Below are 13,755 nucleotides of genomic sequence, written 5' to 3'. Positions count from 1 at the left end.
CGTGGGACATGAAGGCCTCTCGGTCGTTGGGCGGACGGCGTCAGACACCTCCACCCAGCACCAAGGGGCCTTCTTCGATCAAGCACCCACCCGGCGTGTCACCAACCTCATGGCCGAGTACAGCTAGCGTGCGGTGATGCGCCCCGCACGCACCGTCGCCGTCCTTGCCGCGAGCGCCCTGCTGGCCGTCGGCACGTCCGCCTCGGCCTCGGGGGCGACACCTCCGGTCGACGGACGCACCCGAGCGGTCGTACCGGACCCGGCGCCGTCCGGGCAGCCGTACGTCTCGGCGATCACCGCGGTGAGCGCGGCGGACCTGACCTCGTCGTGGCGGCCGGGCTGCCCGGTGCCGCCGGAGGACCTGCGCGCCGTCACCGTCACGCACACCGACTTCACCGGTGCGAGCCGGCTGGGGCGCATCGTCGTGCACGCCGACGTGGCGCAGGCCGTCGCCGAAGTGTTCGCCGACCTGTACGCGCAGCGGTTCCCGATCGCGTCGGTGCGCCCGGTGGAGGCGTTCGGCGGTTCCGACGACGCCTCGATGGCCGCGGACAACACCTCGGGGTTCAACTGCCGGGCCACCACCGGCGGCGGCGGGTTCTCCGAGCACTCGTACGGCACGGCGATCGACGTCAACCCGGTGGAGAACCCGTACGTGAGGGGCACGACCGTGCTGCCGGAGGCGGGGCGCGCGCACCTGGACCGCTCCCCCGAACCCGGGCGGATCACCGCCGGCGACGCGGTCGTGGAGGCGTTCGCGGCGCGCGGGTTCTCCTGGGGCGGGGACTGGAACTCGCTGAAGGACTACCAGCACTTCTCGATCTCGGGCGACTGACCTCAGCCGAGGAGCGCGGCCACGTCGATCGTCACGGACGCCACGCCGAAGGACACCTCGGTGGGCGGGTCGTCGCGCCGCAGAGACGCACCCCGCTCGATGTCGCCGCCCGCCCAGCGGAAGGCGTCGAAGGTGCCCTCCAGCGGGTCGAGGACCCAGTAGTGCTCCAGGCCCGCCGCCGCGTACCGACCGGAGGCGGTGACCAGGTCGTCGGCCCTGACGTCGATGACGTCGACCGCGAGGACGGGCGTGCTCGCGAGAGCTTGAGCGTCATGGGCCAGGTCGTCGTCGACCCGGTGCACCAGGACGTCCGGCACCAGTTCACCGGCGGAGGTCGTCCACGCCCACGACACGGTGGCCTCGTACCCGGTGGGCACCGCGCGCTGCAGGGCGCAGGCCGTGCGCAGCAGCGCCCGCTGGTGCCGTCGCGTGGGGCGTCGAACCCCGTGGTGTCCCGGTACCGGCGTGCTCGTCACTGCCCGCACCTCCTCGGCTCGGGAGCGAGCGTATGCGCCGGGGCCGCCGCACCACGGCGGCCCCGGCGCACGCGCACGCTCACACCCGGTCGAACACCCCGCGCTGGCGCGGCACACTGGCGGTGGTGGTCACGGGCTGCTCCACGGTCAGCAGCCGGCTGGGCACCTCGGTCAGCCCGTCGGCCGGCCGGCACACGGCGCCCGGCAGGACGCTGTCCTTGTGCAGCAGCCGCGCGGAGCGGTGGGTGCCGCGCACGACGTCGTCCACGCGCACCGCCATGGCGGGCACGTCCCCGGCTTCGCCGAGCAGGCGGCGCAGCTCGTCGGTGTCGGCGCGCACCTTCTCCCCGGGCAGCACGCACAGCGCCCACTCCGCCTCGACGTGGGCGAGGGCGGCCCGCTTGGCGCGCTCGCGGTCCTCGGCCCAGAAGCCGCTGACGACGGTGACCGCCGGGTGCAGGGTCGCGTCGAAGGCGGCGGAGCCGGGCGCGATGTGGTCGGCGGTGTCGTAGACGACGACCTCGTCGACGACGTCGACGAGGTCGCGCAGGTCGGCGTCCAGGGCGGGCGGGGTGCTGCTGCCCTGGAGGACCAGGCAGGCGGCGAGGCTGGGGCGGGTGCTCGGCATGGCTGTCTCCTCGGGCGTGAGCGTCGTCACCACGAGCATCGGTCGGGATCATGGAAGGGTTACGCGCCACGCCGAGGCTTTTACACACTGTTGACATCTGTTTTGCGATCGCGTGACGGTCTGCACGGTTCCCAGCCACCTCGCACGCGCGGCGCTCAAGCCCGGCACGGGCCGCGCCGAGGGTTCCGAGGTGGTGACGAACTCGACGGCGACGACGCTGCTGCCCGCTCCCCGGCAGGCGCGCCCCTCCCCGCTGGAGGCGCTGCTGGAGACCACGCGGCGCCAGATGGGCGCCGACCTCACCTACGTCGCCGCGCTCGGCGCCGACCCGGACGGCTCGCAGCGCCGGCTGCGGGCCGTCGTCACACCGCTGCCGCTGCCGGTGCGCGCCGGGGACGCCGAACCGCTGGCGGGCACCCTGTGCGAGCGGGTGGTGCGCTCCAGCGCCCCCGTGATCGTGCCGGACACCTCCGCCGACACCGACGCGGCCGGTGCGCGCTCGCGCGGCATCGGCGCCTACGTGGGGGTGCCGCTGCACCGCCGCGACGGGTCCGTGTACGGGACGCTGTGCTCGCTGTCCGCCCGCCCCGACCCCGCGCTGCGCGAGCGCGACGCGCAGGTGCTGCGGGTGATCGCCGGGGTCGTCATGGACCTCGTCGAGGACGAGGACGCCGAGCAGGAGCAGCGGCGCGCCGTGCTGGACCGGCTGGCCGCGCTGGACGCCACCGGTGGCCCGCACGTGGTGTACCAGCCGGTCGTGGAGCTGGCGACGTCGCGGCACGCGGGCGCTGAGGCGCTCAGCCGCTTCCCGGCCGGCAGCCCCGGCCCGGACGTGTGGTTCGCCGACGCCGCCTCCGTGGGCCGCGGCGCGGACCTGGAGCTGCGGGCGGTGCGCAGCGCGCTGGCGGGTCTGCCGCACGTGCCGGGGTTCCTGGCGTTGAACCTCTCCCCCGCCACCATCGCCGGGCCCGGGTTCGCCGAGGCGCTGGCCGGTGTGCCGCTGGAGCGCGTCGTCGTGGAGATCACCGAGCACGCCGCGATCGACGACTACGCCTGCCTGCTGGCGGCGCTCGCACCCCTGCGCGCCGCAGGGCTGCGGGTGGCCGTGGACGACACCGGCGCCGGCTACGCCAGCCTGCGGCACGTCCTGGCGATCCTGCCGGACTTCGTCAAGCTCGACATCAGCCTCGTGTGCGGCATCGACGCGGACCGCTCGCGCCGGGCGCTGGCGGCCGGGCTGGTGACGTTCGCGGAGGCGACCGGTGCGGCGATCATCGCCGAGGGGATCGAGACGGCCGAAGAGCTGGCGGTGCTGCGCGAACTGGGGGTCTCGCACGGGCAGGGGTACCACCTGGCGCGGCCGGCGCCGCTGGTGGTGCCGGCCGCGGGTTGACGCGGTACCCGGCAGATCGAGAACGCCGAACGCCCCCGGACCCGTGGAGGGTCCGGGGGCGTTCGCCGTTCGCGCGGCGAGGGTCAGATGGCCTTGTCGAAGAAGACGGGCGGGCGTTCGGCGCGGTCCAGCTTCGCCAGCCCGCGCCGCTGCGAACGGATCTGCACCATCGCCTCGGCGAGGCGCTCGGTGACGTCGGCCTGGCGCTGCAGCAGGGCGCGGGCGCGGTCGGCGAACTCCGCCGGCACGGGGCCCAGCAGGCTGGGGGCGACCCAGTCACCGACAGGCGCCTGCTCGGGGACGTCCTCGTCCTCGTGGTGCATCCGGTGGATGAGGTCCTCGGCGGCATCGACGTCGAGCTCCACGGCACGCAGCGCCGAGCGCCACGCGTCGCGCCAGTGGTCCTGGGCGGTTCCCGCCGCGTGCACGCGCGCGACGGGCGAGACGGCGTTCACGCGACCCCGTGGCCGGCAGTCGGAGCGGAGCTGAGGTGCTCCAGCGCCGCCTGGCGCCACACCTCGGCGAGCGGTTCGACGGTGGTGGTGCGGCACGCCGCGGTGCGCTCGGCGTCACCGGAGATGTTCGCGGTGCTGAGTTCCTGCAGGAGCCAGGTGTACAGGGCCCGCAGGCCGGGACCGCCCTCCCACTTGTCCACGTCCAGACTGCTCAGCAGCTCGCGGACGATGTCCTGGGCGTGGACGAGGTTGACGTGCGCGGTCTCGCGGTCGCCGTCGCGCTGCGCCTGCTCGGCGCGCTGCAGGTCCAGGACGAGACGGTCGTACAGCATGACGAGGAGGGCTGCGGGGCTCGCGGTGGACAGGCTGTCCGCCAGGTACCGGTTCGCCGGGGCGCGTCGGCCGTACGTCGTCGAGGTCATCTCGGGAGTCCTCCGGGTCTGTCGGGGTTCTGCCTGTCCATCGGCATGAAGGGCCGGAAATGCAGTGGTTCAAGCGGTGTTCTGCGTCTCCGCCGACTGCGGGAAAGGCGGACGCCGGAGAAGCAGAATGGACTGGTGGGGGCGCTCTCGCACCCCCACCAGCCCATTCTCCGGAACCGGCGTCAGCTGCCGCTCGGCAGGCTGCCGAGCTGACCGGCGAGCCAGGTGGACTGGCTCTGCAGCTTGCCCAGGGCGGTCTCCAGAGCGCCGTAGTACTTCTGGTAGCGCTCCTTCTTCGCCGCGAGCCTGGTGTCCCAGTCCGCGATGCGGCTCGTCAGGTCCTTGATCGAGGAGTTCTGGCCGTCGATCACGGACGTAAGCGTGCCGGTGGCGGCGCTGGACAGCTTGAGGTCGCCGATGGCTCCGACGGTCACCTCGCGAAGTCGCTCGACGACGCCCCGGTCCCCCGCCGAGCCGGCGGCCTCCCCGGACACGAGGGCCTGTACCCCGGTGGGATCCTTCGCATACGCCTCGAGGAACTTCGTCTTGTCGAAGGTCAGCGTCCCGTCGCGGGTGGTCTCCAGGCCGAACGTCGCCGCGGACGCCTGGGTGGAGCCCAGTGCGGAGGTGACGGCGCTGAGGATCTGCGACTTCAGCGCCCGCAGGGTGCTGTCACCGCGCAGAGTGCCCCCACCGGTCACCGAGCCGTCCGAGCCGACGACGCCGGCCCGCGACTGCAGGGTGATGTCCTTCAGCGCCGCGTTGGCAGCGTCCACGAGGGACTGCACCGCCGAGGCGACGGCGTCGGAGTCCCGGCCGACGGTCACAGTGGCCGGCTTGCCAGCCTCCGTGGCCGTCGACACGGTCACGTTCACGCCCGGCATGACGTCGGTGAACGTGTTCGTGGGCGACTTGATGACCACCGCCGGCGACCCACCGAGGCTTACCGCGGCGTCGAGCGCCTTGGAAAGCTCGGTCAGGGCCTTGGTCGGATCAGTGGTCTCGCTGACGCCCCCGAAGGACTCGACCGGCGTCAGGTTCTGGAGCTTCAGCGGGTTGCTGACGTCGCTGACCGCCCGTGTCCCGTGAGGAACGAGCTTGAAGTTGTTCTCCGCGCCGGTCTCGGTGGACGTGATCTGCAGACGGTACGACGGGTTGCCCTGAGCGTCGGCGCCGACCCGGATCGCCACGGCCTTGATGCCGAAGCCCTCCGCCTCGTTGATGGCGTCGACGACCTCGCTGAGGGTTCCGCTGCTGGGCTGCAGCGTCACGTAGGAGCCGTCGCTACGGACGACGTCCAGCGGGTAGCTAAGCGGTGCCGCCGTCGGGTCGACCTTGCCGTCGGTGAGCGTGAACACGGGGCTCACCACGGACCTGGCTGATGCCGGGTTGGTGACCTCGATGCTCAGCGTCCCCGGCGTGGCGGTGCTGCCGGCCGTCACGGTCACCGCACTGTTGGACGAGGTGGCCTTGGCTGGCGTCCAGGTAGTGGCCTTCTGCAGGTTGTCCGTCGCGGTCTGCAGCGCCGACAACTTCGAGTTGACCGACTGGTAGGCGCTCACCTTCAACTGCGCGGCACTGACGCTGCTCTGCAGGCGCGTCTTAGGCGCAGAATCGACGGCGATGAGCTGCGCGATGATGCTCGTCGTGTCCATGCCGCTGACGAGCCCGTCGACAGAAGCCATGATCTCCCTCCTTTCATGGGTGGGATCGGATGCAGAAAAGGACGGGGGGCACCGGGGCTTCCCGGTGCCCCCCGCCTGGTGAGGATCGGCTGGCTAGCTCACGTCAGCCGGCCCCGGAGCTGTGAAGCTCAGCCGCGCAGCAGGGAGAGGATGTTCTGCGACGCGGAGTTCGCCTGCGCCAGCATGCTGGTGCCGGCCTGCGACAGGATCTGGCTCTTGGTGAACTTCGTCATCTCGGCAGCCATGTCGGTGTCGCGGATGGCCGACTCCGACGCGGTCAGGTTCTCGATGGAGACGTTCACGCTGTTGATGACGTGCTCGAAGCGGTTCTGCAGCGCACCGATGGAGGCGCGAGCGCTGGAGACGCTGGCCAGGGCCTTGTCGATGGCGTCGACGGCCAGGGTTGCGTTCGCCGCGGTGTCCACAGTCAGCGTGCTCACACCAGAGGCGTTAGCCAGGCCAAGGTCCTCGGCGGTGAACCCGGCCGTAGTTGCGTCAACCTTGTCCTTACCGGCGGTCACCGTGCCGGCGAGGGTAGTCGTGAGCGTCGTGGAGGCGCCCGCGGTCTTCGCCTTGATGGTGGCCTTGAAGTCGTCAGAGATCGAGACTTCGTAGTTCGCCTTGTCGAGGGACGTGGCGTCGATAGCGTCCTCGAGGAGGCCCTTGATCTCAGCCGCCGTCTTACCAGACCAGTTAGCGGTCAGAGTGACGTCGACGGTGTCCAGCTTGAAGGTCTTGTTCTTGCTGGTGTCCAGGCCACCGTTCGAGTAGTCAACCTTCAGGGACTCCGTGCCCACAAACGTCGCCTGCGTAGCAGGAACTTCAGCAACGTCCACCTTGAAGCTGGCGGTGATCTGGTCGCCGGAGGCGGAGCCGACCTGGAAGACCTTGTCCTTGAAGGTGCCGTCGAGCAGCTCGACACCGTTGAAGGAAGTCTTCTCCGCGATGCGGGTCAGCTCGGTGGACAGCGAGTCGAGCTCGTCCTTGATGGCCTGGCGGGACTCAGTGTTGTTGGTGTCGTTCTTGGCCTGCAGGGCCAGGTCACGCATGCGCTGCAGGATGGAGGTGCTGGTGCCCAGGGCGCCGTCGGCGGTCTGGGCGACGTTGACGCCGTCCTGCGCGCTGCGGGCAGCGACGTTCAGGCCGCTGATCTGCGAGCGCAGGCCCTCGGAGATGACCAGGCCGGCCGCGTCGTCGGCGGCCTTGTTGATGCGGTAACCGGACGACAGCTTCTCCAGGGAGGAGTTGAGCTGCTTGTCGGTCGCCTGCAGGTTGCGGTAGGAGTTGAACGCCGCGATGTTGTTGTTGACGCGAAGACCCATGATGACGATTCCTCCGTGAGTGGGGTCTGACTGGTTGTCCTGCCGGTCCATCCGTGGTCCGGCCTTGTCAGGCGCTTCCGTGTGCCTGACACTCCATTCATCGGCCCACAGCAGCTAGACCTGAGCAGGTCTTCGCGTGGCAAACGGGTGATGTCGGCGTCCCAGGAGCGCTCCCCGCGGCAGCAGCGCACCTGGCCGGGTGTCGTGGTCTACCGCCGGCTCGTGCCGTCCGACGGCCACCGCACCGACGTGCTGCGCACCGTCCTGGACTGCCTGCAGTGCCTGCCCCTCGCGGACGGCGTCACCGTCGCCGACGCCGCGCTGCACCGGGGCCTCGTGCTCCCCACCGACCTGGCCGCGGCTCGTGACGCCCTGCACCCCAGCGACCCGCGCCGGAAGCACCTGCTGCTCGTCGACCCGCTGGCGATGTCGCCGCTGGAGTCGCTGGTGCGCGTCCACCTGGTCACCGCGGGCCTGCGGGTGCGTTCGCAGGTGCACCTGCCGGGCGTGGGCCGCGTCGACCTCCTGGTGGACGGCTGGCTGGCCGTCGAGCTCGACGGGCACGCCTACCACTCTCGTGAAGGCGCCTACCGGGAGGACCGCCGGCGCGACCGGGCCGCGCTGCGGCAGGGCGTCGTGGTGCTGCGGTTCACCTACGAGGACGTGGTGCGGCGCGGTTCGCGCATCGCCGAGGACGTCCAGCGCGTGCTGCGCCTGGGACCGCCGTGGCTGCGGCCACGGCACAGGCGGACCAGGACACTGCAGCGAGACGCACCGATCACCACCTGCGGTGACGCGTGAGGCATCCCGGTGCAGAGTTCCGGCCCTGGGAACGACGAAGCGCCCCGCCACGAGGTGGCGGGGCGCTCCGGGGTGACGCGGACGCGGATGGGGTCAGGCCGTGCGGGCGGCGACCGGCGCCGGCGCGGCGAAAGCGCCGAACGCGGACAGCGCCAGGCGCGCCTTGAAGTCGGACTGCGTGCCGACGGCCGCGTAGTACGCCTCCTTGCGCTTCACCGCGGGGGCCGAGCCGGTGACGGGCTGCACCATCTCCGGCGACAGGTGCGTGTTCATGCCGTCGCGCAGCAGCGCGAGCGCCTCGGCGCGCATCTGCGAGATGCGGGACTCGGTGACGCCCAGCTCCTCCGCCAGCTCCGCCATGGGCCGCTCGGCGATGAAGTAGCCCTCCACCACGATCCGCAGCCGCTCGGGCAGCGCGGCGATCGCGGAGCGCAGGTAGCCCAGGCGCTCGCGGTGCAGCAGCTCGGCCTCGGGGCCGGGGGTGTGGGTGGGCAGGTGGTCGTCGATGGAGCCGCCGTCGGCGGTGAACCCCTGCATCGACAGCACCATGGCGCGCTGCGACTCGTCGCGGGTCTCGGTGAGCTCGCGCACCGACACGCCCAGCGCCGCGGCCAGCTCCACGGGGGTGGGGGTGCGGCCCAGCTGGGCGGTGAGCTGGTCCTCGGTGGCGTTGAGCTTGCGGGCGCGGGAGCGCACCCCGCGGGAGGCCCAGTCGGCGCCGCGCAGGTCGTCGAGGATGGCGCCGCGGATGCGGGTGTTGGCGTAGCGGGCGAACGGCACCCCGGTGGTGGGGTCGTAGCCGCGCGAGGCCTGGAACAGCGCCATCAGGCCCGCCGACGTCAGGTCGTCCCGGCTCACGTGGGAGGGCAGCCGGCCGATGAACTCGCTGGTGATGTAGCCGACGATCGGCAGGTGCTTCTCGACGAGCTCGGCGCGCTGCGCGTCGGTGAGCTCAACGGGGGTGCTGGCGGCGTCTGCGGTCACACCCGTTGTCTCGGGCCCGCCGTGCGTCACCTTGAGCACCCGACAGGCGGACCTCCGCCGCGTCCGATCCGCCTGCCGCACGGGCGCTGCCCACGCTCGGTGATGGCCCGGCGGCGACCGGGTGAACCGTCCCCCTCAGGGGCCGATCCCGTTCAGCACGCAAGCACTTCCGGCCGATGCTTACCCCGCAAGGCGCACCGGCCCCGAACCGGTGCGGCAGTGGTTCGAGAGGTGGGAGTGACGACCGTGAAGCCGTTGTACCGGGTGCTGCAGGACCTCGAGCACGCATCCCGCCGGGGCCGGCTGACGCCCACGTTCATCGACGAGTACGCCGAGAAGCACGGCGAGCGCGTCAGCGCCCTCTACGCCCTGGCCGCGAAGAACTTCCTCACCGTCGCCCACGAGGACGGCCGCAACGACCACGTGCTGCGCGACCCCAACGAGAAGAAGCGCGGCGTCAACGCCGTCGTCGTGGCCTCCGCGATGGAGGACAACGCCCGCGAGATGCACCGCGAGCTGCGCAAGGCCCGCGACGACGGGCGCCCCTACGCGCTGCGCAAGCCCGGCAAGAACGCGTTCTTCATCAGGAAGAACGACTGACGCGACGCCACACGGCGTCCACGTCCACGTCCACCAGCCAGCCCTGCTCCCCCGCGGCCGGCGCGTAGTCGCGCTGCGGGGTCAGGGCGAGGCGGTCCACGGTGCGGGCCTGCGGGTCGACGACCCAGTAGTGCGGGACGCGCCACTGGGCGTACAGCTCCCGCTTGAGCAGGCGGTCCACCGACCGCGTGGACGGGGACTCCACCTCCACCACGAGGAGGGCGTCGGAGGGGTCCATGTAGATCGCGTCGCCCTCCAGGACGGAGTCCTCCACGACCAGCACGTCCGGGATGAGCAGGCGGTCCGTGGAGCCACGACGCAGCAGGTTGCCCCCCGGCAGGACCAGCCAGCCGACGGGCGCGTGCGTCCGCAGCTGCGCCGCCAGCTCGCCGACGAGCAACTGGTGGACGATCCCAGCGGCCGGTGTCACGTGCAGGCTCCCGTCGACGATCTCCATGCGGGGGCCGTCGCCCTCCGGCAGGTCCTCCACGCGCAGCGGCAGGACCGACCCGATCGACACGCCCACAGCGCCACCCCCTTCCCGCCCGCATCGTAGGGCCGCTCCCCCGTTCGGCGCCTCAGCTCCCCCGCCGCCCTGCCGATGGGTGCGGCGAGGACGAGGGAGCGCCACGACGGCGCCCCCGCCGCGCCGAGCAGGCGCCGAGGACGGGAAGGACACGCATGGGACTCGCCGAGGTCTCCGGCATCCTCTGGAAGGAGCGGGAGCTGATGGAGCTGCTCCTGTTCAAGCTGGAGGAGGAGCAGCTCGTGCTGGCCAGCGGCCGCACGCGCTGGCTGGCGCACGCCACCCGCGAGGTCGAGTTCGTCATGGAGCAGATCCGCTCCACGGAGGTCCTGCGGGCCGCCGAGGTCGACGCCGTCGCCGCCGAACTGGGAGTCGAACCCGGTCCCAGCCTCAACGCGCTGGCGAGCGCCGCTCCCGACCCGTGGGGTGATCTGCTGCGCGGCCACCGCGACGCGTTCCTCACCCTCACCGCGGAGATCCAGGCCCTGGCCGACGCCAACCGGGACCTGCTGAGCTCCGGCGCCCGCGCGCTGCGCGAGACGCTGCTCGGCCTGGACACCCCGCTCGACACCTACACCGCCCAGGGCAAGAACACGGCCGCGTCGGCCGGCGGATCACGCGCCCACTTCGTCGACGAAGCCCTCTGAAAGGACCCCTGACGATGAGCACCTTCTCCAGCATCAACCAGGCCAGCCGTGCCCTGTCCGCGGCGCAGCGCGGCATGGAGACCACCGGGCAGAACATCGCCAACGCGAACACCCCCGGCTACTCCCGCCAGCGCGTCGAGCAGTCCGCCGGCGTGCTGGCCCAGACCGGCCAGCAGGTGCAGCGCAATACCCCCGGCGACGGCGTCCAGGTCACCGGCATCGCCCGCGTCGCCGATGCCCTGGCCACCGCCACGGCCCGGCAGGACTCCGCGACCGCCGCCGAGCAGAAGACCGCCAGCCAGGTGTGGGCCGGGATCGAGACCGCCCTGGCCGACACCGGCACCTCCGGCCTCAGCAAGGACCTCGCGGACCTGTCCTCGGCGTGGAACGACCTCGCCAACGCCGGCGAGGACGGCCTGGCGGCGGCCCGCTCGCTGGTCCTGAGCCGCACCGGGTCCGTCGTCTCGACGATCCGCGGCATGGATGAGCAGCTGCAGTCCCAGTACACCGGTCTGACCGGCCAGGCCCTCTCCGTCGCCTCCGACGTGAACCAGGCCGCGGCGAGCGTCGCGAAGCTCAACGAGGCCATCCGCAACACCCTCGCCGCCGGCGGCTCCGCCAACGAGCTGCTTGACCAGCGCGAGCAGCACCTGAGCACCCTGGCCAACGCCACGGGCGCGCGGACGGTCCAGCGCGACGGTGGTGTCGTGGACGTCTACGTCGGCAACGCCGCCCTCGTCTCCGGTGACAGGTCCTCCACGCTGACGATCGGCGTGCCCGACGGCGCGAGCATCGGCAAGGAGATCACCGTCTCTGTGGGCGGTGTCCCCGCCACGCCGGTCTCCGGCACCCTCAAGGGCCTGCTGGACGGTGCCAACACCACGCTGCCGAAGCAGAAGGACGCCCTCGACGCCTTCGCCACCACCGTCGCCACGGAGGTCAACTCCGCGGTGGGAACCGTGGGCAGCGTTCCCCTCCTCACCACGGAGAAGCTGCCCCTCGGCAGGGCAGGGGCGGCGCACAACCTGCGCCTGACCGACACGGCAGGCTCCTTCAAGGACAGCAGCGACGACACGGTCGACCGCGCCGCCGCCAAGGCCGCCGTGAACGGGCTGCGCGACGTCGCCACCGACTGGCGCAAGGAGGTCACCGACATCGCCACGTCGGCGCAGTCGGCCGAGAACCGCGCCGCGCTCGCCGAGCAGGTGTCGCTGAAGTCGGACGCGGCCCGCGAGGCCGTCTCCGGCGTGAACCTCGACGAGGAGATGACGAACCTGGTCGCCTACCAGCACGCCTACTCCGCCGCCGCCCGCGTCCTGACCGTGATCGACGAGGCGCTGAGCACGCTCATCAACGCTGTCGGCCGCTGATCCCCCACCCCGACGACCTGACCCCAGGAGGTACACCGTGCTCGGCCGAGTGACCCAGCGCAGCATCGCGCTGAACTCCCTGACCAACCTGCAGGCAGCGCAGGCCCGCAGCAGCAAGCTGCAGGAGCAGCTCACCAGCGGCAAGGCGTACGCCAAGCCGTCGGACAACCCCGTCGCCGCCGGCAACGCGCTGCGCCTGCACGAGCAGGTCGCCGTCAACACCGAGCACGCCCGCAACATCGGTGACGCGCAGGCGTGGATGACCACGCAGGAGAACGCCCTCGACGGCGCCCTCTCGGCGCTGCAGAAGGTGCGCGACCTCACCGTGCAGGCCGCCAGCACCGGCTCCAACGACGGCAAGGCGCGGGCCGCCATCGCGATCGAGCTCGGCGAGATCAAGAACCAGTTGCTGAGCGCCGCGAACACCACCCACCAGGGCCGGCCGGTCTTCGCCGGCACCAGCGACAAGACCGAGGCCTACGTGGTCGGGGCCGACGCCGACGGCAAGCCGCTCTACACCTCCCGGGACAACGGCCAGCCGGTCACGCGCACCGTCGGCCCCGGCCAGGAGCTGCAGGTGAACATCTCCGGTGCGGCCGTCTTCGGCGGCTCTGCGGACGGGACCACCTCGAGCGTCTTCGCCGAGATCGACTCCCTGATCGCCGCGGTCAACGGCAACGACGGCGCCGCGATCAGCGACAAGCTGTCCGTGATCGACGACCGGCTGGGCAAGGTCCTGAACGGCCTGGCCACCGTCGGTGCCCGCGTCAACCAGCTCGACGCGCTGCAGGAGGCCGGCACGACCCGCGCCGACTTCCTCGCCGCGCAGCTCGACGAGGTGGAGGGCGTGGACCTCGCCAAGACCTTCGTCGAGTACAACCTGCAGAGCACCGCCTACCAGGCCGCGCTGCAGTCCACCGCCCAGGTCATCCAGCCCACCCTGCTCGACTTCCTCCGCTGATCCCGAGCCCAGGAGTTCCTAGAGTGACCCTCATGACCGACGCCCCCGTGTCCGCGCCCACGATCGAGTTCGTGGCCCCCATCGCGGGACTGCCGCAGCACCACCGCTTCCACCTCGTTCCCCTCGACGAGGACGGCACGCTGTTCTCGCTGCGCAGCGCGGACGACACGGGCCTGCGCCTGGTCGTCGTGGCCCCGGGCCGCTTCTTCCCCGGCTACGCGCCCGAGATCGACGACGAGACCGTCGCCGCCCTCGACCTGCGCGACGCCACGGAAGCGGCGGTGCTGTGCGTGGTGAACATCGGGGACGACCCGGCCACCGCGACGGTCAACCTGCTCGCGCCGGTGGTCGTGAACCACCGCACGATGCAGGCGGCGCAGACGGTCCTGACGGGCAGCGACCTGCCGCTGCGGGCGCCGCTGCGCCCGGCCGCCTGAGCTCACCGGTCCCGACGGGCCCCCGCCGCACCCCGCGGCGGGGGCCCGTCGCGTCCCCCTGGCCATCCCCCACCCCTCCACTCCCCCTCGCGGGGGGGGGGGGGGGGGGGGGGGGGGGGGGGGGGGGGGGGGGGGGGGGGGGGGGGGGGGGGGGGGGGGGGGGGGGGGGGGGGGGGGGGGGGGGGGGGGGGGGGGGGGGGGGGGGGGGGGGGG

Annotated in this window: 16 protein-coding genes; 8 read left to right on the top strand and 8 right to left on the bottom strand. The window is 72.1% G+C overall.

Annotated features, from left to right (window positions below; genetic code table 11):
* The first annotated feature begins 136 nt into the window (after positions 1 to 136).
* Positions 137 to 835, top strand: coding sequence for a M15 family metallopeptidase (locus tag ACRYM0_RS17785; RefSeq protein ID WP_432507175.1), 699 nt, complete (start codon positions 137 to 139; stop codon positions 833 to 835).
* 2 nt (positions 836 to 837) lie between these two features.
* Here the strand turns inward: ACRYM0_RS17785 and ACRYM0_RS17780 are convergent, their stop codons facing one another.
* Both ACRYM0_RS17780 and ACRYM0_RS17775 read right to left on the bottom strand, forming a co-directional pair.
* Positions 838 to 1,311 carry a Uma2 family endonuclease gene (locus tag ACRYM0_RS17780; RefSeq protein WP_432507174.1) on the bottom strand — a complete coding sequence of 158 codons (474 nt, stop codon included), beginning with the start codon at positions 1,309 to 1,311 and terminating at the stop codon, positions 838 to 840.
* A gap of 79 nt (positions 1,312 to 1,390) precedes the next feature.
* Complete coding sequence (locus tag ACRYM0_RS17775; protein ID WP_432507173.1) at positions 1,391 to 1,939, bottom strand: hypothetical protein; 549 nt, start codon at positions 1,937 to 1,939, stop codon at positions 1,391 to 1,393.
* 193 nt (positions 1,940 to 2,132) lie between these two features.
* Between ACRYM0_RS17775 and ACRYM0_RS17770 the strand changes: the two genes are divergently transcribed.
* Positions 2,133 to 3,332 carry a sensor domain-containing phosphodiesterase gene (locus tag ACRYM0_RS17770; protein ID WP_432507172.1) on the top strand — a complete coding sequence of 400 codons (1,200 nt, stop codon included), beginning with the start codon at positions 2,133 to 2,135 and terminating at the stop codon, positions 3,330 to 3,332.
* An 83-nt stretch (positions 3,333 to 3,415) separates the two neighbouring features.
* On the opposite strand, the gene ACRYM0_RS17765 is transcribed toward ACRYM0_RS17770, so the two are convergent.
* The 4 genes from ACRYM0_RS17765 to ACRYM0_RS17750 form a co-directional block, all read right to left on the bottom strand.
* Positions 3,416 to 3,787, bottom strand: a complete 372-nt coding sequence (locus tag ACRYM0_RS17765) for a hypothetical protein (RefSeq protein WP_432507171.1) — start codon at positions 3,785 to 3,787, stop codon at positions 3,416 to 3,418.
* Complete coding sequence (gene fliS, locus ACRYM0_RS17760) at positions 3,784 to 4,209, bottom strand: flagellar export chaperone FliS (RefSeq protein ID WP_432507170.1); 426 nt, start codon at positions 4,207 to 4,209, stop codon at positions 3,784 to 3,786. Before fliS ends, ACRYM0_RS17765 begins: the two co-directional genes overlap by 4 nt.
* A 182-nt stretch (positions 4,210 to 4,391) precedes the next feature.
* Positions 4,392 to 5,894 (bottom strand): flagellar filament capping protein FliD, encoded by a 1,503-nt coding sequence (fliD, locus tag ACRYM0_RS17755; RefSeq protein WP_432507169.1) that lies wholly within the window; start codon positions 5,892 to 5,894, stop codon positions 4,392 to 4,394.
* Positions 5,895 to 6,022: 128 nt separating this feature from the next.
* On the bottom strand, positions 6,023 to 7,267 hold the full coding sequence (locus ACRYM0_RS17750; RefSeq protein WP_432507168.1) for a flagellin N-terminal helical domain-containing protein: 1,245 nt from the start codon (positions 7,265 to 7,267) through the stop codon (positions 6,023 to 6,025).
* Between the two features lie 99 nt (positions 7,268 to 7,366).
* Between ACRYM0_RS17750 and ACRYM0_RS17745 the strand changes: the two genes are divergently transcribed.
* The gene (locus ACRYM0_RS17745; protein ID WP_432507167.1) at positions 7,367 to 8,017 is read left to right on the top strand and encodes a DUF559 domain-containing protein; all 651 of its coding nucleotides are present in this window, start codon (positions 7,367 to 7,369) and stop codon (positions 8,015 to 8,017) included.
* Between the two features lie 93 nt (positions 8,018 to 8,110).
* On the opposite strand, the gene ACRYM0_RS17740 is transcribed toward ACRYM0_RS17745, so the two are convergent.
* Entirely contained in the window at positions 8,111 to 9,001 is an 891-nt protein-coding gene (locus ACRYM0_RS17740; protein ID WP_432507166.1) for a sigma-70 family RNA polymerase sigma factor, read from the bottom strand.
* A gap of 237 nt (positions 9,002 to 9,238) precedes the next feature.
* Between ACRYM0_RS17740 and ACRYM0_RS17735 the strand changes: the two genes are divergently transcribed.
* Positions 9,239 to 9,601 carry a hypothetical protein gene (locus tag ACRYM0_RS17735; protein ID WP_432507165.1) on the top strand — a complete coding sequence of 121 codons (363 nt, stop codon included), beginning with the start codon at positions 9,239 to 9,241 and terminating at the stop codon, positions 9,599 to 9,601.
* On the opposite strand, the gene ACRYM0_RS17730 is transcribed toward ACRYM0_RS17735, so the two are convergent.
* Positions 9,585 to 10,121, bottom strand: coding sequence for a Uma2 family endonuclease (locus ACRYM0_RS17730; RefSeq protein ID WP_432507164.1), 537 nt, complete (start codon positions 10,119 to 10,121; stop codon positions 9,585 to 9,587). The two genes, ACRYM0_RS17735 and ACRYM0_RS17730, sit on opposite strands and share 17 nt — an antisense overlap.
* Before the next feature lie 161 nt (positions 10,122 to 10,282).
* Here ACRYM0_RS17730 and flgN point away from each other — a divergent pair, with 161 nt between their 5' ends.
* The 4 genes from flgN to fliW are packed head-to-tail and all read left to right on the top strand — an operon-like array spanning position 10,283 to position 13,542.
* Complete coding sequence (gene flgN / locus ACRYM0_RS17725) at positions 10,283 to 10,774, top strand: flagellar export chaperone FlgN (protein WP_432507163.1); 492 nt, start codon at positions 10,283 to 10,285, stop codon at positions 10,772 to 10,774.
* 14 nt (positions 10,775 to 10,788) lie between these two features.
* A complete protein-coding gene (gene flgK / locus ACRYM0_RS17720; RefSeq protein WP_432507162.1) occupies positions 10,789 to 12,144 on the top strand; it encodes a flagellar hook-associated protein FlgK in 1,356 nt (451 codons plus the stop codon).
* A 37-nt stretch (positions 12,145 to 12,181) separates the two neighbouring features.
* Positions 12,182 to 13,105, top strand: coding sequence for a flagellar hook-associated protein FlgL (gene flgL / locus ACRYM0_RS17715; RefSeq protein ID WP_432507161.1), 924 nt, complete (start codon positions 12,182 to 12,184; stop codon positions 13,103 to 13,105).
* A gap of 32 nt (positions 13,106 to 13,137) precedes the next feature.
* On the top strand, positions 13,138 to 13,542 hold the full coding sequence (gene fliW, locus ACRYM0_RS17710; RefSeq protein WP_432507160.1) for a flagellar assembly protein FliW: 405 nt from the start codon (positions 13,138 to 13,140) through the stop codon (positions 13,540 to 13,542).
* Positions 13,543 to 13,755 lie beyond the last annotated feature (213 nt).

This window comes from Kineococcus arenarius subsp. arenarius, assembly GCF_050871845.1.
Classification (GTDB): Bacteria; Actinomycetota; Actinomycetes; order Actinomycetales; family Kineococcaceae; genus Kineococcus.
Note: the sequence above shows the minus strand (reverse complement) of the source record. Positions and strands in the feature narration are given on the sequence as shown.